At 66.4% G+C, this 26043-nt stretch carries 21 protein-coding genes and 2 tRNA genes; 8 read left to right on the top strand and 15 right to left on the bottom strand.

What is annotated here, in order from left to right; translation table 11 throughout:
- Positions 1 to 95: 95 nt before the first annotated feature.
- The 3 genes from AC56KW_RS10200 to cphA (AC56KW_RS10190) are packed head-to-tail and all read left to right on the top strand — an operon-like array spanning position 96 to position 4467.
- Positions 96 to 1007 (top strand): isoaspartyl peptidase/L-asparaginase, encoded by a 912-nt coding sequence (locus tag AC56KW_RS10200; protein ID WP_497170618.1) that lies wholly within the window; start codon positions 96 to 98, stop codon positions 1005 to 1007.
- Positions 1004 to 1882 carry a cyanophycinase gene (locus AC56KW_RS10195; RefSeq protein WP_497170617.1) on the top strand — a complete coding sequence of 293 codons (879 nt, stop codon included), beginning with the start codon at positions 1004 to 1006 and terminating at the stop codon, positions 1880 to 1882. Before AC56KW_RS10200 ends, AC56KW_RS10195 begins: the two co-directional genes overlap by 4 nt.
- On the top strand, positions 1879 to 4467 hold the full coding sequence (gene cphA / locus AC56KW_RS10190) for a cyanophycin synthetase (RefSeq protein ID WP_497170616.1): 2589 nt from the start codon (positions 1879 to 1881) through the stop codon (positions 4465 to 4467). Before AC56KW_RS10195 ends, cphA (AC56KW_RS10190) begins: the two co-directional genes overlap by 4 nt.
- A gap of 852 nt (positions 4468 to 5319) precedes the next feature.
- Here cphA (AC56KW_RS10190) and AC56KW_RS10185 read toward each other — a convergent pair.
- The 6 genes from AC56KW_RS10185 to bcaP all read right to left on the bottom strand — a co-directional run bounded on the left by AC56KW_RS10185 (position 5320) and on the right by bcaP (position 13823).
- Entirely contained in the window at positions 5320 to 5451 is a 132-nt protein-coding gene (locus tag AC56KW_RS10185; RefSeq protein WP_497170615.1) for a hypothetical protein, read from the bottom strand.
- 15 nt (positions 5452 to 5466) lie between these two features.
- Complete coding sequence (cphA, locus tag AC56KW_RS10180) at positions 5467 to 8100, bottom strand: cyanophycin synthetase (RefSeq protein WP_497170614.1); 2634 nt, start codon at positions 8098 to 8100, stop codon at positions 5467 to 5469.
- A 90-nt stretch (positions 8101 to 8190) separates the two neighbouring features.
- Entirely contained in the window at positions 8191 to 9636 is a 1446-nt protein-coding gene (locus AC56KW_RS10175) for an iron-containing redox enzyme family protein (protein WP_497170613.1), read from the bottom strand.
- Between the two features lie 156 nt (positions 9637 to 9792).
- Entirely contained in the window at positions 9793 to 11574 is a 1782-nt protein-coding gene (locus tag AC56KW_RS10170; RefSeq protein ID WP_497170612.1) for a thiamine pyrophosphate-requiring protein, read from the bottom strand.
- A 96-nt stretch (positions 11575 to 11670) separates the two neighbouring features.
- Entirely contained in the window at positions 11671 to 12285 is a 615-nt protein-coding gene (locus tag AC56KW_RS10165; RefSeq protein WP_497170611.1) for an isochorismatase family protein, read from the bottom strand.
- Between the two features lie 140 nt (positions 12286 to 12425).
- Positions 12426 to 13823: a branched-chain amino acid transporter BcaP gene (gene bcaP / locus AC56KW_RS10160; protein WP_497170610.1), complete on the bottom strand. Its 1398-nt coding sequence runs from the start codon at positions 13821 to 13823 to the stop codon at positions 12426 to 12428.
- 416 nt (positions 13824 to 14239) lie between these two features.
- On the opposite strand from bcaP, the gene AC56KW_RS10155 reads away from it, so the two are divergent.
- Positions 14240 to 16216, top strand: coding sequence for a GGDEF domain-containing protein (locus tag AC56KW_RS10155; protein ID WP_497170609.1), 1977 nt, complete (start codon positions 14240 to 14242; stop codon positions 16214 to 16216).
- 86 nt (positions 16217 to 16302) lie between these two features.
- Here AC56KW_RS10155 and AC56KW_RS10150 read toward each other — a convergent pair whose 3' ends face one another.
- Positions 16303 to 18294, bottom strand: coding sequence for an MHYT domain-containing protein (locus AC56KW_RS10150; RefSeq protein ID WP_497170608.1), 1992 nt, complete (start codon positions 18292 to 18294; stop codon positions 16303 to 16305).
- A gap of 174 nt (positions 18295 to 18468) precedes the next feature.
- Here AC56KW_RS10150 and AC56KW_RS10145 point away from each other — a divergent pair, with 174 nt between their 5' ends.
- Entirely contained in the window at positions 18469 to 19116 is a 648-nt protein-coding gene (locus AC56KW_RS10145) for a class I SAM-dependent methyltransferase (protein ID WP_497170607.1), read from the top strand.
- Here AC56KW_RS10145 and AC56KW_RS10140 read toward each other — a convergent pair.
- A complete protein-coding gene (locus AC56KW_RS10140; RefSeq protein ID WP_497170606.1) occupies positions 19076 to 19285 on the bottom strand; it encodes a hypothetical protein in 210 nt (69 codons plus the stop codon). The two genes, AC56KW_RS10145 and AC56KW_RS10140, sit on opposite strands and share 41 nt — an antisense overlap.
- Between AC56KW_RS10140 and AC56KW_RS10135 the strand changes: the two genes are divergently transcribed.
- Complete coding sequence (locus AC56KW_RS10135; RefSeq protein WP_497170605.1) at positions 19284 to 19502, top strand: hypothetical protein; 219 nt, start codon at positions 19284 to 19286, stop codon at positions 19500 to 19502. The genes AC56KW_RS10140 and AC56KW_RS10135 overlap by 2 nt on opposite strands.
- Before the next feature lie 11 nt (positions 19503 to 19513).
- On the opposite strand, the gene AC56KW_RS10130 is transcribed toward AC56KW_RS10135, so the two are convergent.
- From AC56KW_RS10130 to AC56KW_RS10105, 6 genes are all read right to left on the bottom strand, one after another.
- Complete coding sequence (locus AC56KW_RS10130; RefSeq protein ID WP_497170604.1) at positions 19514 to 19756, bottom strand: hypothetical protein; 243 nt, start codon at positions 19754 to 19756, stop codon at positions 19514 to 19516.
- 126 nt (positions 19757 to 19882) lie between these two features.
- A tRNA-Val gene (locus AC56KW_RS10125) sits at positions 19883 to 19957 on the bottom strand.
- A 156-nt stretch (positions 19958 to 20113) separates the two neighbouring features.
- A tRNA-Val gene (locus tag AC56KW_RS10120) sits at positions 20114 to 20188 on the bottom strand.
- Between the two features lie 37 nt (positions 20189 to 20225).
- Entirely contained in the window at positions 20226 to 20933 is a 708-nt protein-coding gene (gene dnaQ / locus AC56KW_RS10115; protein ID WP_497170603.1) for a DNA polymerase III subunit epsilon, read from the bottom strand.
- A gap of 83 nt (positions 20934 to 21016) precedes the next feature.
- On the bottom strand, positions 21017 to 21484 hold the full coding sequence (gene rnhA / locus AC56KW_RS10110) for a ribonuclease HI (RefSeq protein WP_497170602.1): 468 nt from the start codon (positions 21482 to 21484) through the stop codon (positions 21017 to 21019).
- Complete coding sequence (locus AC56KW_RS10105) at positions 21462 to 22250, bottom strand: class I SAM-dependent methyltransferase (RefSeq protein ID WP_497170601.1); 789 nt, start codon at positions 22248 to 22250, stop codon at positions 21462 to 21464. The genes rnhA and AC56KW_RS10105 overlap by 23 nt, the downstream gene beginning before the upstream one ends.
- Positions 22251 to 22276: 26 nt before the next feature.
- Between AC56KW_RS10105 and gloB the strand changes: the two genes are divergently transcribed.
- Entirely contained in the window at positions 22277 to 23077 is an 801-nt protein-coding gene (gloB, locus tag AC56KW_RS10100; RefSeq protein WP_497170675.1) for a hydroxyacylglutathione hydrolase, read from the top strand.
- Between the two features lie 225 nt (positions 23078 to 23302).
- On the opposite strand, the gene aceB is transcribed toward gloB, so the two are convergent.
- Positions 23303 to 24892, bottom strand: coding sequence for a malate synthase A (gene aceB / locus AC56KW_RS10095; protein ID WP_497170600.1), 1590 nt, complete (start codon positions 24890 to 24892; stop codon positions 23303 to 23305).
- A 178-nt stretch (positions 24893 to 25070) separates the two neighbouring features.
- Here aceB and AC56KW_RS10090 point away from each other — a divergent pair, with 178 nt between their 5' ends.
- Positions 25071 to 25976: a LysR family transcriptional regulator gene (locus AC56KW_RS10090; protein ID WP_497170599.1), complete on the top strand. Its 906-nt coding sequence runs from the start codon at positions 25071 to 25073 to the stop codon at positions 25974 to 25976.
- Positions 25977 to 26043: the final 67 nt, after the last annotated feature.

Below are 26043 nucleotides of genomic sequence, written 5' to 3'. Positions count from 1 at the left end.
ATTGCTTCAACAATAGCTTTTGCATAATGTGCACTGGCCGCGCACGGTGATGCGCGGCCAACCGACATAACAATAATGCACAAGGATTGGACGAGATGAGCAACCCCCAACACGCTGGCGCCGTCGTGGTACATGGCGGCGCCGGTGCGTCGTGCGAGAACGAAGACGGCTGCGTTCTCGCCGCGCGCCGCGCCCTGGCCCAGCTGGAAGTCAATGGCGACGCGCTGGACGCGGCGATTGCCGCGGTCACCGCCCTCGAGGACGATGGCCGCTTCAATGCCGGCAGCGGCGCGGTGCTGGGCCTCGACGGCGCCACCACTGAAATGGATGCATCGATCATGGATACCCGCGGCCGCCTGGGCGCGATCGCCTGCGTGCAGGCGGTCAAGAATCCCGTGCAGCTGGCGCGCGCCGTGGCCGACACGCCGCACTGGCTTCTGGCCGGTGAAGGCGCCGTGCGCTTTGCGCGCACGATCGGCATGCCGCAAGGGGCGCCGATATCGGAGCGCCAGCGTGCCGACCACCGCAAGCTCATGGCGCAACTGGCCGGCTCGGTGCCGGCCATGCCGGGCGTGAACAACGCGCTGTTCGACCGCTTCTGGAACTACAACACCCCGCTGCAGTTGCCCGAAGGGGTCGCCTGCGACACCGTCGGCGCCGTCGTGCGCGGCGCCGACGGCCACTTCGCCGTGGCCTGTTCGACCGGTGGCTCGGCGCCGTCGCTGCTTGGCCGCGTCGGCGACACGCCGATCATCGGCAGCGGCTTCTATGCCGGCCCCGAAGGCGCGGTCGCGGCCAGCGGCATTGGCGAACACATCGTGCGCCACCTGCTGGCGCGCACCGTGTACGGCTGGATCGCGGACGGCATGGCGCTCGATCAGGCGCTGCAGCGCGGGGTCGACCTGTTCGCGCCCGAGATCTCGGTCGGCCTGATCGCCGTCAGCCGCCATGAGGCCGGCGCGCGCAGCAACAGTGACATGCCTTATTCGAAAATGGTGCAACGATGAGCAACGCAATCGAACACAAGAACGGCCACCTGGTCATCATCGGCGGTGGCGAAGACCGCAAGCACGATATGGAAATCCTGTCGCGCTTCGTCGAACTGGCTGGCGGCGCGGATGCTCGCATCGTGGTGATCACGGCGGCCAGCCAGATTGCCGACGAGATGTGGAAGATCTATGACGGCGTATTCGGCGCACTGGGCGTCAAGGAGCGTTCGCACCTCGAGATCACCAGCCGCGAGGACGCCAATAGCGAAGACTTCGTGCGGCAGGTGGCCGGGGCCGACGGCATCTTCATGACCGGCGGCGACCAGAAGCGGCTGCTGGCCCTGATCGGTGGTACGGCGCTGGACGCCGAGATGCACACCGCGCTCAAGGTGCGCGGCGCCACCATCGGCGGCACCAGCGCCGGGGCGTCGGCCATGTCCGGCCATATGCTGGCCCAGGGCCGGACCGACCTGCTGCCAGAGAAAGGCTCGGTGAGCCTGGGGGCCGGCCTCGGCTTCCTGCACCGCGTGGTCGTCGACCAGCACTTCTCGGAGCGCCAGCGTCTTTCACGCCTGTTGTCGGTCGTGGCCCAGAACCCCTATTTACAGGGGATCGGCATCGACGAGGACACGGCGCTGATCATCGAGCGCGGCGTCGGCATCGAGGTCCTGGGCGAAGGCGCGGTGACCGTGGTCGACGGCCGCTCGATGAGCACCAATGTGGCCGAGATCAGGGACCGCACCACGCCCGAACTGATCGACGTGCGCCTGCACCTGCTGCCGGCCGGGAGCAAGTATTGCTTGCCCAATGGGGAAGAACGGGTTGGCAAGCGGGTGCCGCCCCAGCTGCTGGACTTCCTGGAAAATGTCACCAAACGGACCACACTGTCATGAGAATCAAGGAAAAACGCCTGCTGCGCGGGCCCAATCTGTACGCTGCCAGTCCCTGCCTGATGGCGCTGATCGCCAACGGCGGCGCCACGGGCCGCGGCTTCGCCGCGCGCCTGCTCGCGTTACTGCCGGCGTTGCCGGTCGAAGCCGCGGTGCGCCTGGCCGACGACGCGCTGCTCGTCGACGCGCTCGAACCGGTCGTGATGGAATTGCAGCGCCTGGCCGGCGCGCCGGGTGAGCATGGCGCCACCCTGCCCGTGACCGGCCGGCCCGAGCAGCGCCGCGTGGTGTGCGGCTATGCGATCGAACAGGTGGCCGAGGAAGCGCTGCGCACCGCGATGAACCTGCTCGAAGCGCTGGCGCGCGACCTGCCCTTCGACCTGGACGGCGCCATTCGCGAATTGCGCGAGGTGGCCGAAGACCATGCGATCGGCACCAGCACCGGCGCCGTCGTGAATGCTGCCCTGCGGCGCGGTATTCCGGCGCTGCGCCTGCTCGACACGGCGAACCTGTTCCAGCTGGGCTGGGGCAGCCGCCAGAAGCGCCTGCAGGCGACGATCACCGGCGCGACCAATTCAATCGCGGTCGGCATCGCCAGCGACAAGCAGCTGACCAAGACCTTGCTGGATCAGGCCGGCGTTCCGGTGCCGCAGGGCGAGGTCGTCACCACGGTGGAAGCGGCGCAGCGTATCGCGCGCCGGCTCGGCCGCCCAGTGGCCATCAAGCCGCTCGACGCCAACCAGGGCAAGGGGGTGACGGTCGATTGCGTGGGGCCCGAGGCCGTGGCCCGCGCCTTCGAGTTCGCGCGCAGGCACGGACGGCGCGTGATCGTCGAAGAATACCTGCGTGGGCGCGACTACCGCGTGCTCGTCACAGGCAATCGCGTTGCCGCCGCTTCGTGGCGCCGTCCGCCCAACGTCACGGGCGACGGCAAGTCGACCATCCGCGAACTGGTCGAGCTCGAAAACCGCAATCCGGCGCGCGGCGACGGGCATACCAATATTCTTACCAGGATCGCGCTCGACGCCTTGGCCGACGAGGCGCTGTCCAAGCAGGGCTATCACCTCGACACCGTGCTGGACGACGGCGTGAGCGCCGACCTGCGCGGCAACGCCAACCTGTCGACCGGGGGCACCGCCGAAGACGTGACCGACCTGCTGCCGGAAGACACCCGCGACATCTGCATCCGCGCCGCGCGCACCATCGGCCTGGACGTAGCGGGGATCGACATCATCTGCGAAGACATCGCGCAACCGCTGCGCGCGCAGCGTGGCGGCATTATCGAAGTCAACGCCGCGCCGGGCATCCGCATGCACCAGTACCCGAGCCGCGGCACGCCGCGCGACGCCGGCGAGGCCATCGTCGAGGCGCTGTTCGGGGGCTGCAATGGACGCATTCCGGTGGTTGCCGTCACCGGCACCAACGGCAAGACGACCACCAGCCTCCTGATCGAGCACACCGTGCGCATGGCGGGCCTGCGCACCGGCGTCACGACCACCAGCGGCGTCTACCTGAACGGCCAGCTGGCCTATGAAGGCGACTGCACCGGCTACCACTCGGCGCGCAGCGTGCTGGGCGCGCCCGACGTCGATTTCGCGGTGCTGGAAACGGCGCGCGGCGGCATCCTCAAGCGCGGCCTTGCCTTTGACCGCTGCGATGTGTCGGTGGTGCTGAACGTCTCGGCCGACCACCTCGGCCTGGATGGCATCGACACCATCGACGAACTGGCGAAAGTGAAGGCGGTGGTGGCCAGGCGCGCCTCGCGCGCAGTGGTGCTCAACGCCGAAGACACGTATTGCGTGCAGATGGCCGCCGAGCTGGCCGACGGCGTCGAGATCATCTATTTCGCGCTGGACGCCGAGGATCCGGTTTTGCTGCGCCACGTCGAGCACGGCGGACGCGGGGTCTACCTGCAGGATTCGACGATCGTGATCGCGAGCGGCCTGCGCCACGAAGCCCTGCTCGATGTGCGCGAGATGCCTGCCTCGCTGGGCGGCCGCGCGCGCTACAACATCGCCAACGCGATGGCGGCGGCGGCGGCGCTGATCGCGTGCGGCTTCGACAATAGCGAGATCGGTGACGGCCTGCGCGACTTCGTCTCGGACAGCAAGCACAATCCGCTGCGCTCGAACCTGTTCGACGTGGACGGCGTGACGGTGGTGGTCGACTACGCCCACAACTGCGCCGCCTACGCTGCACTGGCCGACATGGCGCGCGCGATGACCCCGGGCCGCCTGGTGGGAGTCGTCGCCGCCCCTGGCGACCGGCGCGACGCCGACCTGATCGACATCGGCCGCACCTGCGCCGCCGGCTTCGACGAACTGGTGATCTACGAAACCGAAAACCGCGGCCGCCCTGCCGGCGACACCGCCACCTTGCTGGCGCGCGGCGCCAAGCTGGGCAAGATCGGCAGCGAGCAGCTGCAGGTGGAGCTCGACGTCCACCGCGCAATCCGCCTGGGCCTGTCGATGTGCCGCCCGGGGGACGTCCTGGTCTTCGGCTGCGGCTCCTCGATTTCGGAATTGACGGAAGCCCTGCGTCCCACCCGCCCGGATCTGGCGCGCCGCATCGACGCCGCCACAATCTGACGCAGGGGCACAGTCGACTTGTTTGACAAGTTTGACTGATGAGCCGACATATCGGCTCTGAGGCGGCCCGGGTTGGGTCGACATCCGGGCAGGAGACGGCAAGGCCTATGGATGACACTTCGACCCCAGCGGTGAAACGCACTGTTCACACCAGCGATTGCAAGAAACGCGCCGTTGCCATGCTCCAGCAAGAAGGTAACGCAACGGCTCTTGCTATTGAGCGCGGTGCCGCGCAACCGGCTGTACGAGTGGGCAAAAGGAGGAAGCTGGTACTGGCAAAGCTTTCAAGGGCCCTGGCCGTCCGGCTGGGGTGGGCAAAATGCGCCGGACAAAACACATCGTGAAAACGAGCGTCTCGAGCTGGAGAACACCATCGTAAAAACGCAGGCGTACTTTGCGCCCCGCACGCCGAGAAGTACGCATTCATTCATGAGCATACCGGCATGGATCCAGTGTCCATGATGTGTCGCTTGCAGAAGGTTCGCCGTAGTGGCTGCTATTCAACGCACAAGCGCCCTGAAGGCAAGCGCAGAAGCCAGGACGCTGCACTGCGTTCACGTATCGAGGAGCCGCACAGACGCCCAGCGACATGCTCCTGGCACGATCAGGATGTGGCGTCTGCTCCAGACTGAAAGGATGCTTCGCGGCAGAACCCATGAGCAGGTGCGGTTTGCCACACAGATCAAGGTTGGCAGTTCGCCTCAGGCCTGTCCAGGAATGCGCTGAAAGATCAGCAGGCTCGACCAACCATGATCAGGCGAGGAAAGCGTGCCACGACAATGCCGTGGCAGAGAGCTTCTTCTTAAACTTAAGAACAGAGTAACCCACCGCACGCTCCAAGATCATCACGCGTCAGCGCTGGCCGCAATCGCCGGCGATATCGACGTGCATTACCATCGACAGCGGCCCCACCACCCCGCCTGCCGAACGCCCGCTCAGGTGGAAAAAAATGCACAGGTGTACCTGATCAACCTTGTCCACCATCCCGGTACATCTCGGTTAAGAGGTTTGGGCGGCGATGATGTCGGCGCTTTCGGGGTCGGTGGCGCGGATGGCGTCGACGAAGACCTGGAGCGAGGAGCCGCAGGCGAAGACCAGGACGTCGCCCGGCTCGCACAAGCTCAGACCGAGGCGGATCGCATTGCCGACGTCGAGTTCGCGGTGCAGCGTGTCTGACTTGCCGACGGCGTCTTCGGCGCCGCCCAGGATGAGGTCGACGGCTTCGCCGACGGCGCGGCCGCGGCTTTGCGATTCGTAGACGACCAGCTCGTCGAAACGGGCGCCGCAGACCTTGCCGACTTCGCGCAGGTCGCTGTCGCGGCGGTCGCCGGGAGCGGTCACGATGCCGACCAGCTGGCCCGGGAGCATGCCGCGGGCCATGTCGGCCATTGCCGCGTAGGCGGCCGGATTATGGGCGTAGTCGACGATCACCGTCACGCCGCGTATGTCGAACATATTCGTGCGCAGCGGATTGGTGCGGCCGTTCGACACAAAGGTCGACAGCCCGGCAGCGATCTGCAGGTGGCTGAAGCCCGAGGCCATCAGCGCCGCCGCCGCCGCCAGCGCGTTGGCGATGTTGAAGCGGGCCAGGCCGCCGAAAGCGACCGGCATGCTTTCGACCTTGATCACCGCCTGCTGCATCTGGCCGTCGGCCACCACCACCGCGCCATCCTGCAGGTAGGCGCCGCGGCCGCCGTCTTCCAGATGCTTGAGCAACACCGGGTTCTCGGCGTCCATCGAGAAGAACAGGATCTCGGCGCCGGGCTTCACGCGGCGCGCCATCTGGACGCACAGCGCATCTTCGGCGTTCAGCACCACCGCCTTCGAGGCCGACTGCGCCACCACCGCCTTCACCTGCGCCAGGTCTTCGACCGTGTCGACGCCGTCCAGGCCCAGGTGGTCGGCGGCGATATTGAGCACCACCGCCACGTCGCAGCGGTCATAGGCCAGGCCGCGCTTGAGGATGCCGCCGCGCGCCGTTTCCAGCACCGCGATCTCCACTTCGGGCGCGTGCAGCACCGTGCGCGCCGACCAGTAGCCAGTGCAATCGCCCTTGACGATCTGCTTGCCGTCGATGAAGACGCCTTCGGTCGTGGTCACACCCGTCACCCGGCCCGCCATGCGCGCCGCGTGCGCGACCAGCAAGGTGGTGGTGGTCTTGCCGTTGGTGCCGGTCAGGGCGATCACGGGGATGCGGCCATCGGAGGCGCCCATCAGGCCGTCGACGATCGCCTCGCCGGCGTCGCGCGCCTCGCCCTCGCTCGGGTACTGGTGCATGCGGATGCCCGGCGCCGCATTGACTTCGATGACGGCGCCGCGTTGGGCGGCCAGCGGCTGGCCGATGTCCTGGCACACGATGTCGATCCCGGCCACGTCCAGGCCGATCTTGGCCGCGGCGCGCACGCACAGCAATCGCGTGGAGTCGGGCAGCAGGTCGGTCACGTCTTCGGCGGTGCCGCCGGTCGACAGGTTGGCGTTGCCGCGCAATTCCGCCAGCGCGCCGACGGGCAGCACGCTGTCGAATTCATAGCCCTGGCGCGACAGCATGTCGGCGGCGTGATCGTCGAGCGCGATCCGGGTCAGGATGGTTGCATGGCCCGCGCCGCGCGCCGGGTTGGCGTTCTCGGTCTCGACCAGTTCACGGATGGTTTTGATGCCATCGCCCACCACGTGCGCCGGACGGCGGCGCGACGCGGCGGCCACGCGACCGCCGGCCACGAGCACGCGGTAATCGCAGCCCGTGACATGGCGTTCGACGATGATGCGGCGGCCGAACTGGCGCGCGAAGTCGAAGGCGCGCGCGACGTCGTCGGGCGTGTTGCAGTCGACCGTCACGCCCTTGCCCTGGTTGCCGTCCAGTGGTTTCAGGGTCACCGGTCCGTTCAGGCGGCGCGCGACGCGCTGGGCCGCTTCGACGGTCGTGACCACGTCACCTTCCGGCACCGGCACGCCGGCTTCCTTGAGCAAGGCCTTGGTCAGCTGCTTGTCGCTCGCGATCTTCACCGCGATGAAACTGGTGTCGCCGGTCGTGGTGGCTTGCAGGCGCTTCTGCTTGACGCCCCAGCCGAGCAGGAACAGGTTGGCTTCATCGGTGATGCGCTGTACCGGGATGCCGCGCTCCAGCGCCGCGTTGACCACCGACGCGGTGCTGGTGCCGATCGCATAGCGCGACACGATGCCGCGCAGCTCTTCAAGTCGCGGCGCCAGTTCGAAGCCTTCGCCGCGCGCCAGCGCGCCGACCAGGTCGAGCGCCAGGTCGAAGGCCGGCTCGGCCAGCTTTTCGCACTGGTAGGCGCACACGATCCTGAATTGCCCAGGATGGCCGTTCACCGGCCGCGTGCGGCCGAAGCTGGCAGGCGCGCCGGCAAGGGTCTGCAGTTCGAGGGTCACGTGTTCGATCACGCGGCCCAGGTAGGTGCCTTCGGCCAGGCGCTGGGCGAAGCCGCCGGGCTGGCCGGCAGGCAGGCGTTCGCCGTGTAGTGACGGCAGCACTTCGAGCAGTGCGTGGTTAAAGCCGGGCAGGTCCTTGGAGGACTTGCCGTATAAATCCTTCAGGTCGACCACCGACAGCAGGCATGGGGAGTCGGCATGGACGTTCGGTCCGCGCAGGAAGCGTTGTTCGAGGATTTGCACGTGTGATTTCCTTGTGATAGTCGTATTTGCAGCCACGGCCGGCATGCGCTCTCTATCGCGTGCCGGCCGCTATCGCACTGTGCAGGCGGTTCAGGCGTCGAACAGTTGCGTGTACATACGGGTGGCCATCAGGCCCACCGCCGTATGGTGAATCTCGGGTGACAGCAGACGGCCCAGCATCTGCATCGCCTCCTGCTTGCCGTTCGCGGCCGCCACCTGCTGCTCCAGCAGGCGCAACTCGTTGCCGGTATCGAGCTCGTCCAGGCTTGCGTGGCGGCGGATCAGGCCGCGCACCGGGAAGGCCTGTCCGCGTTCGGCGCCCTGCCCCAGCTGGTCGAGGGTGCGCTGGCGCGCACGCGCCGTCAACACGCGCTGGGCGCTGGCCGGCTTGCCGTCGGCGGTGGAGGTGATCCAGTCGCGCAGCACCTGCAATTCGTAGGCGTTGAACACACCGAACATCTCGGCCCGCTCGCCCTCGACCAGGCGCCAGAAGCGGCTATGCTCGACGTCTTCTCCGCGCTTGATCCAGCCCGCGCCTTCGAGCGCGGCCAGGAAGGCCGGGATTTGCTCGGGGTCGGTCAGCCAGTCGTTCACCGAGCGGCCGGCGACGCGGCAGTAATCCGAGTGCATGTTCTTGCCGACGCCGCTCTTGGCGGCCAGGATGCCGACCAGTTCCGACTGCAAGTCGAACTCGCCGATCACCGACGTGGTGCTGGCGCCCAGCTCATTGAGGCGGTAGCCGTCGACCACGCGCTGCCAGAACGCTTCGCGATCGCCGACTTTCGGCATCAGGTCCTGCACCGCCTGCACCGCCTTGCGCGCGTGGCCGCTGGCAGCGTTGTCGACGGTGACGTGCAGCGTGAAGTAATACGGGTCGATGCCCAGTTCATTGAGCTCGTAGGACGTGATCAACAGGTGCAGCGGCAACTGTTCGTAGCCAAGGTTGTAGCCGACGACTTCGGGCAGGAAGTGCTCGGCGTGGTGGCCCAGCGCCAGCTGCAGCGCGCCTTGCAGGAAGTGGTCGTCGCCCAGGTCTTCCCAGCTTTCGCAGCCGTGGGTCGCCAGCAGCTTGCGGTAGAGGGTGACGTGGTTCTTGTCGGGCAGGCCGTCGCCCAGCTCTTCGAGATAGGTCTTGATCAGGGGGTGGAAGGCGACGTCGTCCCACTGGCGCGTCAGGCCATACAGCCAGGCGCCGTCGACCAGCTTGGTCGGCGCCACGCCCTTGATGAAGTACAGCGCATGTGCGCGGCAGCTGAAGTAGCGGCGTGGCGCGCCGTTCTTGCGCGCGGCGAGGTAGTCGCGGTACTGCTGGCCGACGATGTCGGTGCGCTGCTCGATCCAGCCCTGCAGCTCGCCCAGGCTGGACGGCAGGTCGGAAGGCAGCTCGCGCGCGACCGCGATCTGGCTGGCCACGAAATCCTTGGCCTGTTCGGGCGTCGCCGATGGATCGGCGTACAGCGAAAAATACAGGTCCTTCGCGCCTTGCGCGGTGGCCAGCGGCGCAGTCTCGACGCATGGCGCGTCGGCTAACAGCATTGGTGTCATGTCTCGCATCGTAAAGTGTCCTATGGACGATTACCGACATTATCCAAGCTGTGCCATGTTGCGAAAATCGGTAGGCGCGCTGCGAGGATGTAAGATAGGGATTACAAAAGAGACATCCCGCAGCGCAGCATACGATTAGCAATTTGATTACGGCAGCGACGACGCCTCGTCGCCCTGCTGGCGCATGCCCCGTTCGACGTCCGCCGCCTCCGGATCGCCCTTCTCCTGGGCCTGCTGGACGTTGTCGGCCTGGGCGTCGACGATATGCGGCGGGAACGGGGGGATGTTCGCATCGGCCAGCACTTCCAGCACGAAGGGACGGCCGGCCGCCAGCGCACGCTCCCAGGCCGGCCCGAGCTCCTCCGGATCGTCGACCCGCACCCCTTCCAGGCCGAGCATGCGCGCATACTCGGCATACGAAAGATCGGGCAGCTCCTGCGACGGTTCGTACTTCGGCTCGCCCTGCATGCCACGCTGTTCCCAGGTCACGAAATTGAGGTCACGGTTGTTCAGGACCAGCACCACCAAGGTCGGATTGGCCCAGTCGCGCCAATGCCGCGCGATCGTGATCAGGCCGTTCATGCCGTTCATCTGCATGGCGCCGTCGCCGGCCAGCGCGATCACCGGCCGTCCCGGATGCGCCATCTTGGCCGCCATCGCGTACGGCACTGCCGAGCCCATGGTCGCGAGACCACCCGACAGCGAGGCCATCATCCCGCGCCGCAGGCGCAGGTGCAGCGCATACCAGGCCGAGACGGAACCGGAATCGCCGGTCAGGATCACGTCGTCCGGCAAGCGCGGCGACAGCTCGCTGAAGGCGCGTTGCGGATTGATCGGCTTTCCCGGCTGGCGCGCGCGCTCGTCGAGCACGCGCCAGCTTTCGGCCACGTTCTGTTCGATGTGCGAGCGCCAGCCGCGATCACTCTTGCGTTGCAACAGCGGCACCAGCGCGCGCAAGGTCGCACGCGCGTCGCCGGCCAGGTTGACGTCCATTGGATAGCGCAGGCCGAGCATGGTGGCGTCGACGTCGATCTGCACCGCCTTCACGGCGCCTTCCTCCGGCAGGAATTCGGCATACGGGAAGCTCGACCCGACCATCAGTAGCGTGTCGCATTCCTTCATCATGGCGTCGCTGGCCTGGGTGCCAATCATGCCGATGGTGCCGGTGCAGAACGGCAGGTCGTCCGGCACCACGGCCTTGCCCAGCAAGGCCTTGGCGATGCCGGCGCCGAGCAATTCTGCCACCTCGACCAGTTCATCGAGCGCGCCATGGGCGCCGGCGCCGGCCAGGATCGCGACCTTGTTGCCGGCATTGAGCAGGTCGGCGGCGGCGCGCAGGGCCTCCATGGGTGGAACGGCGGCTTCCAGCGCGACGCCGACGCCCGAGAAGGTGCTGCCGTGTTCGCGTGGCGGATGCGGCACGGCGTCTTCTTCCTGCAGGTCGTTCGGAATGATGACGCAGGTCACGCAGCGGCGTGCCTGCGCGATGCGCATGGCGCGGTCGATCAGGTGGCGCACTTGCGCGGCATCGGTCGCCATGTGCACGAACTCGCCCGCGACGTCCTTGAACAGCGTGACCAGGTCGACTTCTTGCTGGTAGTGCGCGCCGAGCGCGGAGCGCTGCTGCTGGCCGATGATGGCGACCACCGGCTGGTGGTCGAGCTTGGCGTCATACAGGCCGTTGAGCAGGTGGATGGCGCCCGGGCCCGAGGTCGCCAGGCACACGCCGACCTCGTTGGTGAACTTGGCGTGGCCGCAGGCCATGAAGGCCGACATCTCTTCGTGGCGGCATTGGACGAACTCGATTGCGTCCTGGCGGCCGAAGGCGGCCAGGATGCCGTTGATGCCGTCGCCCGGATAGCCATAAACGCGGTGCACGCCCCATTGCCCGAGACGCTCGAGCAAAAAATCTCCTACGGTGCTGGTCATGCCGATGTCCTTTCGCAAAGATGGAAAGGCGATCCTAGGACGACACTCTCGTGACGACCGTGCGCCAGCGTCCACAGGGACGCAATCGCGCCGGCGTTACGGACGCGCGCCCAGCGCCACGTCGGCCACCAGGCCGTGTTCCGACAGCCGCACCGGCACCGCGCCGGCGCCCAGCATGCGGGTCATCGCATGGTCGCCGTCGCCCGGCTTGACGTCGACCGCGCGCATGGCCTCGGCCACGATCAGGATCTCGAAGTCGGAAAGGCCGTCGAGCACGGTATTGAGCACGCAATAATCGGTGGCCAGGCCACACACGGCCAGACGCCGGATGCCGCGTTCGCGCATGGTCCGCGCCAGGGCGGTGCCACTGAAAGCGGAATACGCATCGACCTCGGGGGTGGTCGCCTTGGAGACGACGCTGACATCGTCCGGCAAGTGCAAGGCCGGGGAAAAGCCGGCGCCGTCGGTCCCTGCCACGCAGTGCGGCGGCCATGGCCCGCCCTGCGCAGCGAAGGAGCAGTGCTGTTCGGGATGCCAGTCGCGCGACGCATAGACCGGCAAGGCGCGCGCCGCGTACAGCGCAATCAGGCGGTTGATCGGCGCGATCACCCTGTCGCCATGCGGCACGCCGAGGCGGCCGCCGGGAAGGAAATCGACCTGCAGGTCGACGATCAGGAGGGCGTCGCCCTGGCCGAGCACGATGGCGCTCATGAGTCATCTCCGTTTCAAGGACGCACACGCTGCGTCAAAGATGGCAGATTAACATGAAGCGCCCGCGCCGGCCTGGCCTGGCGTCGAAGAGCGACCACCCGCCACGGACAAGTGCGACTATGGCGCTTACTGCGCGACGCTTACTGCGGCTTGTTCAGCAGCGAGCGCTGGCGGGCATAGCCGAAGTAGACGGCGGCGCCGATCGTGAGCCAGACCACGAACGCGAGCCAGGTATGCCAGCTCAGGAACGACATCAGGACCAGGCAGAACACGATCGCCAGACCCGGGATCACCGGCACGCCCGGGCAACGGAAGGCGCGCGGCAGGTCCGGACGCTTCTTGCGCAGCACGATGACGGCGATCGAGACCAGGGTGAACGCGGCCAGGGTGCCGATGTTGACCAGTTCGGCCAGCACGTTCAGCGGTACCACGGCGGCGATCAGGCCGAAGATGATGCCGACCAGCCAGGTAGCGAAGAACGGGGTACCGTATTTCGGATGCACGGTCGACAGCTTGGCCGGCAGCAGTCCGTCACGCGACATGGCGAACAGGATGCGGGTCTGGCCGTAGGCCATCACCAGGATCACGGTGCTCATGCCCAGGATCGCGGCCAGGTCGACGAAGCCGGCGACCCAGTTCTCGCCCGCCACTTGCAGCGCCAGCGAGACCGGATGGTCGACGCCCTTGAAGTCCAGGTGCGGCACGATGCCGGTCATGATCGCGGCGACCACCACGTACAGGATGGTGCAGACCACCAGCGAACCGATGATGCCGATCGGCAGGTCGCGTTTCGGGTTCTTGACTTCCTCGGCGGCCGAGGTCACCGCATCGAAGCCGATGAACGCGAAGAACACCAGCGCGGCGGCGCTCATCACGCCACCCATGCCGTAAGGCATGAACGGCTGCCAGTTGTCGGGACGGACGTGGCCGACGCCGACGGCGATGAACAGCAGCACCACGCCGATCTTGATGACGACCATGACATTGTTGATGCGCGCCGATTCGCGCATGCCCAGCGACAGCATGGCGGTCAGGGCGATCATGATCACGAAGGCCGGCAGGTTGAACAAGGTCTCGACGCCGGGACGGGCGCCAGGGGCGGCCGTCAAAAGGTCGGGCAGCACCAGGCCGAAGCCGGACATCAGCGACTGGAAATAGCCGGACCAGCCGACCGCGACGGTCGAGGTGGCCAGGCCGTACTCGAGCAGCAGGTCCCAGCCGATCATCCAGGCAACGAATTCGCCCAAGGTGGCGTAGCTATAGGTATAGATTGAGCCGGCGACCGGCACGGTCGAGGCGAACTCGGCGTAACAGAGGGCGGCGAAGCAGCAAGCCATGGCCGCGATGATGAAGGAGAGGGTCAGTGCCGGGCCGGCGGTGACGGCGCCCGTGCCTGTGAGCACGAAGATGCCGGTACCGACGATCGCACCAATACCGAGCATGATCAGGTCGGTCGGGCCGAGCACTTTCTTGAGTCCGCCCGGTTTGGCGCTGGCCGCCAGCATGGCATCCAGATTCTTGGTTCTAAAAATACTCACTACGTGTTCTCCAATCAAAAAATAGTGTGGTCCCGCGTCTTGTCATTGCGACGCGCCCGCAGGTCATGCGGGCACGTGACGAGATCCTGCCTGTTGGGCTGGCATGCCTGACTGAAACCGCTGTTACGGCACCTGCAAACCGTCAACTTTTTGCAGACGTGCAAATATAACCAGAATGCTGTTGCGAATCAAAGCAATCTGACGATTCTTCTGCAATTTACGTGCCCGGAGGTAATTTATGGCTCCAGCAGGCCCGTTGCGTAAACATCGCAGTCGCAGCCGTCGCGCTTGATTTCCATAAATCAACATTCGATAATGGCTTGCACCTCTTGCGAGCGCTCGTCCGGCTCGTCCCGCCCACCGATGCCGCCATCTCCACCATGACTACCCACTGCGGACGCCCGACCAGATGCAGCGTGCCCTTGGCGATCGGTATGCTGCTGGCCGCCCTCGCCGGCCCCGCCTTCGCCTTCCAGCAACCGGAGACGCGCCTGGCCGAGATCGCCGCCTTGGCCGAGCAGGACAATGGTCAGGCGCGCACGGTCCTGGTGCACGAAGGCCCGAGGCTGATCGCTGGAGCGTCCTATGCCGTGCGAATCCATTACCTGCGCCTGCTGCGCCGGGTACAGGCCGATGCCGGGAACGTCCACGATGCCCATGAGACCAACGAGCTTCTCATAGGATTGGCGGAGGCCGAACGCGATCCGCTCAATATTGCGCTGGCCAGCCTGGCGCGCGTGCTGCGCTTGATCGAAAATAATGACACGGCCGGCGCGCTGGGCGAATTGGCGACGCTCGGCGCACGTTACCGCGATCTCGACAGCCTCGAGTTCAGCGCCGGCATCGAGGCGCTGCACGGCATGGCCTACAGCGCGGCTGGCCAATACGACCGCGCCTTGCACCACTTCCTGCGCGCACTGGACATCGTCGGGCGTCATCCGGACCTGTGGAGTCCCCGCCCTGCCGATATCCGGTTGGCGATGGCGCGCATGTATGTCAACGCCCGTGATCCGGCCCGGGCGCTCGCGACCCTGCGCGAGATTCGCGCCGACAAACAGCGCCTGCCGCCGCGCACCGAGGCCGCCGCCCATTTTCATGAAGGCCGCGCGCTGGTGGCCCAGGACCAGATCGCGCCTGCCCTGCCGGCCTTCGGCCGCGCGCTCGAACTGGCCCATGCCCATGAGCTGATCTCGATCGAGGCCCATGTGCTGGGCAATATTGCGAACGCCCATCTGAAGGCGCACCGTTATGCGCAGGCCGAGCAGGCGGCGCGCGCCGCGCTGGCGCCAGCCGAGCGCAGCGAAGACCGGATCAGCCTGCAAATGGCCCGGGCTTCCCTCGGTTTCGCCCTGTTCGGCCAGGGCCGCCAGCGCGAAGGCATGGCGCTGGTGGACGCAGTCATCGCCGAGATGCGCAAAGCCGGCGCGATGTCGACCGTGGGCAGCATGCTGGCCGAGAAAAGCCATGCCCTCGAAGACGCCGGGCGCTGGCGCGAAGCGCTGGCCACGTCGCGCGAACGCGAGACGGTGATGCAGGAACTGGCGCTGAACGAGCGCAATAAGGCGATCTCGGCGCTGCAAGAGCAGTTCAAGGCGCGCGAGCGCGCCGCCCGGATCGACACGCTGCGGCAGGACAACGCCGCGAAGGACGCCGAACTGCGCCACCGCACCCTGCTGCAGACCGCCGCCTCGCTGGGAGCGGCGCTGGCGCTGTTCCTGGGCGCAGGGGTGCTGTGGTGGTACCGCCAGTCGGTGCGCACCGGACGCCGCCTGGCCGAATTGAACGAGGAACTGGCCTACCGCTCGGCCCACGATCCCCTGACCGGCCTGTTCAACCGCCGCTCGTTCCAGGACCGCATGCGCAGCCGCACCGGCGAAGCGGCGCCGCGCCTCGGTTCGGCCGACTGTTTTACCTTGCTCGATATCGACCACTTCAAGCGCATCAACGATGAACACGGCCATGCGGCGGGCGACGCCGTGCTGGTCGAGGTCGGCAAGCGGCTGCGCGCGGCGATGCGCGAGTCGGATATGGTGCTGCGCTGGGGCGGCGAGGTGTTTCTCGTGTACTCCCAGGGCGTGAGCCAGGAACAGCGACCGCAGCTGGTGCAACGCATCCTGGACGCGATCGCGGCGACGCCGGTCGTGCTGGACGACGGCGCCGAGATTGCAATCAGCGCCACCGCCGGCGCGGTGTCGCTGCCATTCGCACCCGAGGCCGGCGAACAAGAGGAAGCAGCCATTCAGCCGGACTGGGAGCAGGCGATCGCGCTGGCGGATCGTGCGCTGTACAAGGGCAAGGAAGCGGGACGCAATCGCGGTTATATCGTGGCCGGATTGCGGCGGCCCGAGGGTGCTCTGGAGCTGGATCTGGTACTGCCCGGCACCCCGGCCTGATCAGGAATCGGGGCGGCGCGCATGATGGTTGAACGCGTGGACGGCGTCGCCGTCCGCGCCGTCCGCACATCGCCGTCGATACGTCCTTAAAGCGAACGCAGCAGATTGCGGCGGGCGATGATCGCCGCGACGGTCTGCAGCAGGGTCGCCGGCGTCACCGGCTTGGCCAGGTAGTCGTCGAAGCCGGCCTCGAGCGCGCGCTGCTGGTCTTCGCGGCGCGAAAATGCAGTGAGCGCGATGGCGGGCACGCCGGCCACCTCGCGATCCGGCATGGCGCGCACGCGGCGGATCAGCTCGAAGCCATCGACCAGCGGCATGCTGATATCGCTGATGACCAGGTCGGGCCGGCGCAGCGCGACCAGGCGCAGCGCCTCGCCCGCGCTGGTCGCGGTGAGGATGGTGGCGTCGCTGGCGGCCAGCACCTGCTGCACCAGTTCCAGTGAATCGAGCTCATCGTCGATCACCAGCACCGTCATATGGGCCAGCTCGGGCGGCGCCAGCGTGAGCCCGGCGGCGGGCTCGGGCCGCTGCGCCGGCAGCGCACCGGGGCCGGCCAGCGGCAGGTGCAGGGTGAAGGTGGCGCCATGGCCCGCACCGCCGCTGGCGACACTGATCGTACCGCCCTGCAGCTCGACCAGCTGGCGTGCGATCGCCAGGCCCAGGCCAAGTCCGCCATGCCGGCGCGCCGACGAGGAATCGCCCTGGCGGAAACGATCGAACACATAAGGCAGAAATGCGGGCGCGATACCGGCGCCGGTGTCGGTCACGTCGACCGTCACCGACCTGTCGCCACCCTCGTCCGCCGTGCCTTCGGTGCGCAGATTGACAGTGACCGTGCCGCCCGGCTCGGTGAACTTGACGGCGTTCGACAGCAGGTTCGACATCACTTGCTGCATGCGCGCCATGTCGCCGCACACCGGACCAGCGCCGTGGTCGATGCTGGCGTTGAGGCCGACGCTGCGCGCCAGCGCCGCCGGCCGCGCCGTCTCGAGCGCGGCGTTGACGAAATCCTGCGGCTGGATCGGCACCGCGTCGATCCGTACCTTGCCCGCCAGCAGGCGACTCATATCGAGCATGTCCTCGATCAGCTGCGACTGGGCGCGCGCATTGCGCTCGATGGTTTCCAGGCCGCGACGCAGCATGGGGCCGTCGCGCTGCCCCTGCAACAGCAGTTGGGACCAACCCAGCATGGCGTTGAGCGGCGTGCGCAGCTCATGTGACAGCGTAGCCAGGAATTCATCCTTCATCTGGCTCACGTTCTCGGCTTCGAGGCGCGCCTGCTGCTCGGCGAGGTACAGTTGCTGGCGTTCGGCCGCGGCGGCCAGCGACTCGGCGATCGTGCGGTTGCGCGATTCCAGCCGCGCATCGAAGATGGTGGCCAGCAGCGCGATGCTGAGCAGGGCGACGGTGGCCACCGTGACCAGGGCCGCCAGGTAGTCCTGGTCGACGCCGCCGGGCGCCGCGCGGCAGATGCTGCCAGCCTCGAAGTGGGCGGCGGCCATGCCGGTATAGTGCATGCCGGCGATCGCGCCGCCCATGATGACGCTGGCCGCGACCTGCACCACGCGCCGCGCGCGGCCATCCTGTTGCAGGCGCAGGCCGATCTGCAGCGCCAGCGCCGAGGCCAGGATCGCGATCGCGACCGACAGCGCGAACAACCATGGGGTATAGGTGATGGCCGGATCCATGCGCATGCCGGCCATGCCGGTGTAGTGCATCGCGTTGATGCCCAGGCCCATCAGCACGGCGCTCCAGGCCAGCTGGCGGCGCCGGAACTCGCGGTGCCGCACATGCCACAGCGCGAGACCGGAGGCGATCACGGGCAGCAGCCAGGAAGCGAAGGTGATCAGGCGATCGTAGCCGATTGGCATGGGCAGGCGGAAGGCCAGCATGCCGATGAAGTGCATGGCCCAGATGCCGCTGCCCATCGCCAGCGCGCCGCCGGCGATCCAGAAGTAAGGGGCGCGGCCCTGTGCCTGGCGTACCCGCATCGCCAGGCTGAGGGCCGTGTACGAGGCGAGGATGGCCACCAGGATCGAGACGAAGACCAGCAAGGGTTCGTAATGCCCGTTCACCATGGGTTCCTTGTTCTTATCGTGTTATCGCAAGCACCCGTCGATCGCGCCCCACCCGCACCGCCCGCATATGGGATGCCTGTCGAAGCCAGTGTACACGACCTGCACCGCCGGCACGGCCGATATCGGGTAGGCTTGTGCCGACCCGTTCGCCCACGCCTTTCGAGGAACTTCGCCTTGTCCGACCACCACCCAGAGCGCATATCCACGCCGCATGCCGACGGCGAAAATCCGGCCCCCGCGCCAGTTCGCCGCGCCCTGCTGCAAGGCGCCGCCGGGCTGGCCGGCCTGTCGCTGGCGCCCGGCCTGGCCCTGCCGGCACGCGCGCAGCGCCCCCTGCCGAAGGTCCCGTATGTCGCGACGCCGCAGGACATCGTCGAGCACATGCTGTCGATGGCGAAGGTCGGGCGGCAAGATGTGGTGTACGACCTCGGCTGCGGCGACGGCCGCATCGTGATCGCGGCTGCCCGCCAGCGCGGTGCACGTGGCGTGGGCATCGACCTCGATCCCGCACGCATCCGCGAGGCCGACGCCAACGCGCGGCTGGCCGGCGTGCAGGATCGCGTGCGCTTTCGCCAGGCCGATTTGTTCCAGACCGACTTCAGCCCGGCCACCGTGGTCATGCTGTACCTGCTGTTCGAGGTCAACCTGCAACTGATGCCGCGCCTGTGGCGCCAGTTGCGGATCGGCGCGCGCGTCGTGTCGCACGACTTTCACATGGGCGCCCAGTGGCCGCCGGAACAGATCGTGCGCGTGCGCGACAAGACCCTGTATGCGTGGACCATTACCCCGGCGCTGAAACAGGCGCTTGCAGGGCAGCCTTGACCAGCGCGAACTGGTGTTCCACCACCTCCCTGGCGTACTTCGAATCCTGCATGGCCGTATGCCAATGGGCGATGGCGCGCTGCAGCCGGTGGTCGCGCGCGGCGCCGATCCGCCGCACCAGGCCGGCGGCGATCAGGCCGAAACCGGTATCGGCGGTACGGATCACCATGGCTTTCACCAGGGCCGGGCGCGCGTCGTCGTTTGCTGGCGGCGGTGCGGCCGCCGGTGTGACCGCGGCCGGTGGCGTGACTTCCGGCGGTGGTGTGACTCCCGGCGGTGGTGTGAATGCGGCCGTTGGTGTGATTGCGGCCGCTGGTGTGATTGCGGCCGCTGGTGTGATTGCGGCCGTTGGTGTGATTGCGGCCGTTGGTGTGATTGCGGCCTGATCGCACCGCGATCACAGGCGCGATCGGCCGTGCGCCGCCAGGGCGTCGAGGATGCCAGACAGCTGCGCGGCCGGCCTCAGCGCCGCCGGCGTTCCGGCTGCCGTGTGCCCATCGAGCATGATTGGCATGCTGCGCGGCGCGCGCCGAGCCCGGCGGCGCTGGGCGACCTCGAGGCGCCCTTGCGCCGTGCTGGCATGGACGACATTGGCAAGCGCAGACATGGTGGGGGAAGGATCGGCGAGCATCGGCTTCACGGAACTGGCAATCGCCTGATTCTATGAAGCAATTATTACAGCGATCTGTCAACACCAGGGAGACGGCAGGAAGGGGGACTGGAATGCGACACGCCCGCGATGTGCGGGCGTGTCGAAGAATCCTGTTGGTGGGAAGTGCAAGTTTCGAACTTGCGACCCCTGCAGTGTGAATGCAGTGCTCTACCCCTGAGCTAACCTCCCAACGAGGCCGTATTATGCCATAGCGTGTTGATTATTCCAAATGGCAATTAACCAACTCCTTGCTGCACAAACCATGGCCGAAGCCACGCCAGGTCGCAGCGCCTATCGCGCGCCCAAAAACAAAAGGGCCAGCATTGCTGCTGGCCTTTTGAATTCTGGTGGGAAGTGCAAGTTTCGAACTTGCGACCCCTGCAGTGTGAATGCAGTGCTCTACCCCTGAGCTAACCTCCCGAAGCGAGGCATATTATGGCACAGAATCACTGTGCCGTCATCCCTGTGGAGAATAATTCCTCCAGACGCAGCTGCCTTTCACGTTCTTGTCGAGGCCGACCAGTACCTCGTCGTGCGCCGCGAGTTCTTCGAGGCTGGCGGCGACCACGATGATCTCGCCCAGCGGCACCACGTCGAGCGCGTCGCCAAGGTTCGAGGTCTCGACTTCGACATCCATCGTCAACGAGTTCTGGCCGCGCGTCATGGCCAGGTAGACGTCGGCCAGCAGCTCCGAGTCGAGCAGTGCACCGTGCAGCTTGCGGTGCGCGTTCGAGATTTCGTAGCGGTCGCACAGCGCGTCCAGCGAATTGCGCTTGCCCGGATGAAGTTCCTTGGCATGCACCAGGGTGTCGATCACGCCGTTGCAGTGCTCGACGAAAGGAGGCAGGCCGATGCGGGTGAATTCGTGGTTCAGGAAGCCCAGGTCGAACGGCGCGTTATGGATGATGATCTCGGCCCCCTGCACGAAATCGCGCAATTGCTCGGCGATCTCGTGGAATTTCGGCTTGTCGCTCAAGAACTCGGTGGTCAGGCCGTGGACCGCCAGCGCCGCCTCGTCCGAATCGCGCTCGGGATTGATATAGCAATGGAAGTTGTTGCCGGTGAGCTTACGGTTGAAGATTTCGACGCAGCCGACCTCGATGACGCGGTCGCCCGTGCGAGGATTCAGGCCGGTGGTTTCGGTGTCGAGGACGATCTGGCGCATGGCGTTCTACTGATTGAGATGAAACTGGATTGAAGCGGACCGCAGTATAGCAAAGCCCGCCCTTGCCGTTTGGGATGAAACGATCAGCGCCGCACCGACGCCGCGCCGCGATTGGCCAGCACGTCGGCCCGCTCGTTGCCCGGGTGGCCGTTGTGGCCGCGCACCCAGCGCCATTCGACCGCATGCTGCTGCTGGGCCAGGTCGAGCGCCTTCCACAGGTCGTCGTTCTTGACCGGCTCCCTGGCCGCCGTCTTCCAGCCGCGTGCCTTCCAGCCGTGGATCCATTCGGAGATCCCCTTTTGCACGTACTGGCTGTCCGTATGCAGCACGACCTTGCAGGGACGGTTCAGGACGCCCAGCGCCTCGATCACGGCGCGCAATTCCATCCGGTTGTTGGTGGTGTTCGGCTCGCCGCCGAAGATTTCTTTTTCGTGGCCGTTCGAGACCAGGAGCGCGCCCCAGCCGCCGGTGCCGGGATTGCCCTTGCAGGCGCCGTCGGTAAAGATCTCGACTTGCGTCGCGCCTGCTTCATTCGTGTGTTGTTCGCTCATTCCTGTTCGCTGCCGGCACTGCCGCCGGCCGCTTGCTCGCTTTCTTGTTCCATGCGGGACCGATGATGTGCATGCCCTTGACCCGCTTGATCGCATGCACCACGTAAACCGCGCCGAGGTACGGCCACCAGCGTGCGCCCGCCGATTCCATCATCGTGAAGCGGGAGAGCCAGTGGGCCGTGCGGCACGGCGGGGCGTAGCAGCCGAAATGGCTGCGTGTCACGCCCAGGTTCAGCAATTTTAGCCAGTCTTTCAGACGCGGCAAAGAAATGAATTCGCCGGACTCGGGCAAGTAGTCGCTGCGCGTCACGCGCCGCACGCCCTGGCGCATGCCCCACAGGCTGGCCGGATTGAAGCCGCAGATGATCAGCTGCCCTTCCGGAATCAAGACCCGTTCGACCTCGCGCAAGACCTGGTGCGGCTCCAGAGCGAACTCGAGCACGTGCGGCAGCACCACCAGGTCGATGCTGCTGGTGGCGAACGGCAGCTCCTCGAAGTCGACCGCGACCGCGATCTGCTTGCCGCCGGCCGCGAAGGCGAGTTCGTCGGCGTGCGAGGTGCGCGTCGCCGCCTGCCATTTATGGGGCATCCGGCTGGCCGCCAGCGCATCGAGCTGGGGCACGCCGATCTGCAGCGCGTTGAAGCCGAAGATATCCACCGTGAGCTCATCCAGGCAAGCCTGCTCGAACGCGCGCACGTAGGCGCCCGCCGGCGATTGCAGCCAGTTGTCGAGCGCTATAATGGATTTTTCGGATGCGCTATCCATGCCACCTCTTTGACCCACGGTTCACCATGACGACTCCTCTGCGCGAACACCTTGCGGTATTGACGCTCCCAGCCTTTAAAGACAATTACCTCTGGCTCATTCACGACGGCAGCAACGCGGCCATCGTGGACCCTGGCGAAGCCGCGCCGGTACAGGCCGCCCTCGCCGCGCACAAGCTGCGCCTGACCGCCATTCTACTCACCCATCATCATGCTGACCATATCGGGGGTGTGCCGCGCCTGCTGGAAGACTGGAACGTGCCCGTCTTCGGGCCGCGCAACGACGGTATTGCACTGGTAACGCATCCGCTTGGCCAGGGCGAGCGCGTCGCGGTGCCGGGGCTGGATTTGGCGCTCGACGTGCTCGACGTGCCAGGACATACGCTGGGGCATATCGCCTATGTGCGGCGCGACACCGGCGCCGATTGGCTGTTCTGCGGCGATACGCTGTTCGGCGCAGGCTGCGGGCGCCTGTTCGAAGGGACGCCGCGGCAGATGATGGCGTCGCTGGCGCAGCTGGCAGCCCTGCCGGACGGGACGCTGGTGTATTGCGCGCACGAGTACACGATGTCGAACCTGCGCTTTGCGCAGGCGGTCGAGCCGGGCAATGCGGCGCTGGAAGCCCGCGTCGAAGCCGATGGTGCGAAGCGCGCGGCCGGGGAGCCGACGATCCCGTCGACGCTAGCGGTCGAGAAGGCGACCAATCCCTTCCTGCGCCATGGCGCACCGCGCATCGTGCAGAGCCTGGTCGAAGCCGGCCGGCTTCAGCCGGGCGCGACCATGGTCGAGACGTTCGCAGCGCTGCGCGAATGGAAGAATACGTTTTGAGATGACGCCAGACCCGTGGGCGGGCGGCCCCGCCCGCCCCGCGTCATTGCCATCCTCGACCTGTTCGCGCGATACGGACCACGTGCGGGCGGTGCCTCATCGCAGGGACGTAGCCGGGCGCGCCGGTATGGGTGGATCGTCATGCGACTGCGGCCCTGCAATGCCGGGCGGACGGCTCGCCGCCCACCCGTCGATCATGCGCGGCGAATTCAGCCCGGCCCGAGATCAGATCTCTTCATACAGCGGCAACGTCAGGAACTCGGCGAATTCGTCCGACGTCGACATCTCTTCGAAAATGACGGCCGCACGCTCGTAGCTCGCGTGCGTTCCATCCGCCGCCACCTGCTTGACCTGCTCCAGCTCTTCAGGAATCATCTGCCGCACCATGCCGGCCGTGACCTTGCGACCATCTTCCAATACCCCTTTCGGTGACCGGATCCACTGCCACACCTGCGAGCGGCTGATCTCGGCCGTCGCCGCATCTTCCATCAGGTTGTGGATCGGCACGCAGCCATTGCCCGCCAGCCAGGCGCCAAGGTAATGGATGCCGACATTGATGTTGTAGCGCAAGCCCGCCTCGGTGATCGGCGTTTCGGGCTTGAAGTCGAGCAGTTGCGCCGCCGTCACCTCGACGTCCGGACGCTGCTTCTCGAACTGGTTCGGTTGGTCGCCCAGGACCTTGGTGAATTCTTCCATCGCCAGAGCAACGAGGCCCGGATGCGCGACCCAGCCGCCGTCATAGCCGTCAGTCGCATCGCGCGCCTTGTCGGTGCGCACGCCGCCCATCGCGATCTCGTTTTTCTCGGGATCGTTCTTGATCGGGATCAGCGCCGCCATGCCGCCGATGGCCGGCGCGCCGCGCTTGTGGCAAGTCTTGAGTAGCAGCAGCGCGTAGGCGCGCATGAAGGGCGCCGTCATCGTCACCTTGGCGCGGTCGGCCAGGCAAAAGTCGGTGTCGTGCTTGAACTTCTTGATGCACGAGAAGATGTAATCCCAGCGCCCGGCATTCAGGCCCGCGCTGTGCTCACGCAGCTCGTACAGGATCTCGTCCATCTCGAAGGCGGCCAGGATGGTCTCGATCAGCACCGTGGCCTTGATCGTGCCCTGCGGCAGGCCGAGTTCGTCCTGGGTCATGACGAAGATGTCGTTCCACAGCCGCGCCTCGAGGTGCGATTCCAGCTTCGGCAGATAGAAATACGGCCCGGCGCCGCGCGCCAGCAGTTCCTTCGCGTTATGGACCATGAACAGCGCGAAATCGAAGATCCCGCCCGACACGCGCTGCCCGTCGACCAGCACGTGTTTCTCGTCCAGGTGCCAGCCGCGCGGGCGCACGAGCAGGGTGGCGACCTGTTCGTTCAGTTTATAGGACTTGCCGTTCTGTTCCAGCGATATGGTCTTGCGGATCGCATCGAACAGATTGATCTGGCCCTGGATCTGATTATCCCAATTCGGGGTATTCGAATCCTCGAAGTCGGTCATATAACTGTCGGCGCCGGAATTGAGTGCATTGATCACCATCTTGCGCTCGACCGGGCCGGTGATTTCCACGCGCCGGCAGGCCAGGGCCGGCGGAATCGGCGCGATGCGCCAGTCACCGTCACGGATGGCCGCGGTCTGCGGCAGGAAGTCCGGGCGCTCGCCGGCGTCGAGCCTGCGTGCCCGCTCGGCGCGCGCGGCCAACAGTTCCTGGCGCCGCGGCGCGAAGGCGCGCGACAGCTTCGCCACGAGTTCGAGCGCTTGCGGCACCAGGATGTGTTCGTAGCCGGGCTTGAATTCGCCCTTGATTTCCATGCCTGCGGGGATGGTGATGGACATAGCGACTCCTGAGTTTGATGAGAAATCCGTGCGACGCGCAGCCGGCGCGAACCGACCGCGCGCGCCTTGGCGTTTGCCTTTCCATCAAGTATATTCACTTGAATAGCGCTAAACCATACAAATTCTCACATCATCCGTGTGTTTTTGTATCAAATAGAAAGCAGAAACGGCGAGAAGCATGGGCAAATTCACCCAGATGGCGACCTTTGTCGAGGTGGTGGCGCGCGGCAGCCTGTCCGCGGCGGCGCGCGCCGAGGGGATCGCGCCGGCCATGATCGGCCGCCGGCTCGACGCCCTCGAAGCGCGGCTCGGGGTCAAGCTGCTGCAACGCACGACGCGCCGGCTGGTCCTGACCGACGAGGGGGTGGCCTTCCTGGAGGATTGCCAGCGCATCCTGGATGAAGTGAACGACGCCGAGTCGGCCATCTCCGAACACACCATGCGCGCCTCGGGGCACCTGACAGTGTCGGCCCCGGCCGGTTTCGGGCGTCAGCACGTGGCGCCGCTGCTGCCCTCCTTCCTGGCCGAGCACCGTGACGTGACCATCGACCTCAACCTGAGCGACCGCGTGATCGACCTGGTGGCCGAAGGCGTGGACGTGGCGATCCGCATCGCCAGCCTGGACGACTCGAGCCTGGTCGGCGTCAAGCTGGCCGACAACCGGCGCGTGGTAGTGGCGTCCCCCGCCTACCTCAAGCGCCACGGCTGGCCGCGCGAGCTGGCCGACCTGGCGCGTCATAACTGCCTGCCGATCAGCAGCGAAGGCAGCCAGCGCGGCTGGACGTTCTTGAACGACGGCAAGCCGGTCACCATGAAAGTGAGCGGCAATATGGTGTGCAACGACGGCGCCGTGCTGCATGCCTGGGCGCTGGCCGGCAAGGGCCTGGCCTGGCGTTCGATGTGGGAAGTCGGCGAGCAGATCGCCAGCGGCAAGCTCTGTACCGTACTGGATGAATTCACGGCGCCCGGCAACGACATCCATGCCGTTTTCGCGCAGCGGCGCCACCTGCCCCTGCGCATCCGCGCCTTCGTGGACTTCCTGCGGCGCAGCTACGCCGCCCCCGACTATTGGCGCAATCCCTGACCGTGAGCTTCCGGGCTGGGCCGTGGGGGCAAAAAAAATCCCCGGCAATTCCGGGGATTTTTTGTCT

It is taken from the genome of Telluria sp. RT2P19, from assembly GCF_059685725.1.
The sequence above is the reverse complement of the archived record's forward strand: the minus strand, read 5'-3'. Positions and strand labels throughout refer to the sequence as shown.

What these genes read in the sequence shown, in the direction of transcription:
- AC56KW_RS10185 (WP_497170615.1), bottom strand. Translation starts at nt 5,451, where the DNA reads ATGGTGGACAAGGTTGATCAGGTACACCTGTGCATTTTTTTCCACCTG.
- AC56KW_RS10170 (WP_497170612.1), bottom strand. Translation starts at nt 11,574, where the DNA reads ATGACCAGCACCGTAGGAGATTTTTTGCTCGAGCGTCTCGGGCAATGG.
- AC56KW_RS10105 (WP_497170601.1), bottom strand. Translation starts at nt 22,250, where the DNA reads ATGGATAGCGCATCCGAAAAATCCATTATAGCGCTCGACAACTGGCTG.
- aceB (WP_497170600.1), bottom strand. Translation starts at nt 24,892, where the DNA reads ATGTCCATCACCATCCCCGCAGGCATGGAAATCAAGGGCGAATTCAAG.
- dnaQ (WP_497170603.1), bottom strand. Translation starts at nt 20,933, where the DNA reads ATGCGCCAGATCGTCCTCGACACCGAAACCACCGGCCTGAATCCTCGC.
- rnhA (WP_497170602.1), bottom strand. Translation starts at nt 21,484, where the DNA reads ATGAGCGAACAACACACGAATGAAGCAGGCGCGACGCAAGTCGAGATC.
- AC56KW_RS10140 (WP_497170606.1), bottom strand. Translation starts at nt 19,285, where the DNA reads ATGGTGATCCGTACCGCCGATACCGGTTTCGGCCTGATCGCCGCCGGC.
- AC56KW_RS10090 (WP_497170599.1), top strand. Translation starts at nt 25,071, where the DNA reads ATGGGCAAATTCACCCAGATGGCGACCTTTGTCGAGGTGGTGGCGCGC.
- gloB (WP_497170675.1), top strand. Translation starts at nt 22,277, where the DNA reads ATGACGACTCCTCTGCGCGAACACCTTGCGGTATTGACGCTCCCAGCC.
- AC56KW_RS10135 (WP_497170605.1), top strand. Translation starts at nt 19,284, where the DNA reads ATGGCTTTCACCAGGGCCGGGCGCGCGTCGTCGTTTGCTGGCGGCGGT.
- AC56KW_RS10195 (WP_497170617.1), top strand. Translation starts at nt 1,004, where the DNA reads ATGAGCAACGCAATCGAACACAAGAACGGCCACCTGGTCATCATCGGC.
- AC56KW_RS10165 (WP_497170611.1), bottom strand. Translation starts at nt 12,285, where the DNA reads ATGAGCGCCATCGTGCTCGGCCAGGGCGACGCCCTCCTGATCGTCGAC.
- cphA (WP_497170616.1), top strand. Translation starts at nt 1,879, where the DNA reads ATGAGAATCAAGGAAAAACGCCTGCTGCGCGGGCCCAATCTGTACGCT.
- AC56KW_RS10200 (WP_497170618.1), top strand. Translation starts at nt 96, where the DNA reads ATGAGCAACCCCCAACACGCTGGCGCCGTCGTGGTACATGGCGGCGCC.
- AC56KW_RS10150 (WP_497170608.1), bottom strand. Translation starts at nt 18,294, where the DNA reads ATGGTGAACGGGCATTACGAACCCTTGCTGGTCTTCGTCTCGATCCTG.
- AC56KW_RS10175 (WP_497170613.1), bottom strand. Translation starts at nt 9,636, where the DNA reads ATGCTGTTAGCCGACGCGCCATGCGTCGAGACTGCGCCGCTGGCCACC.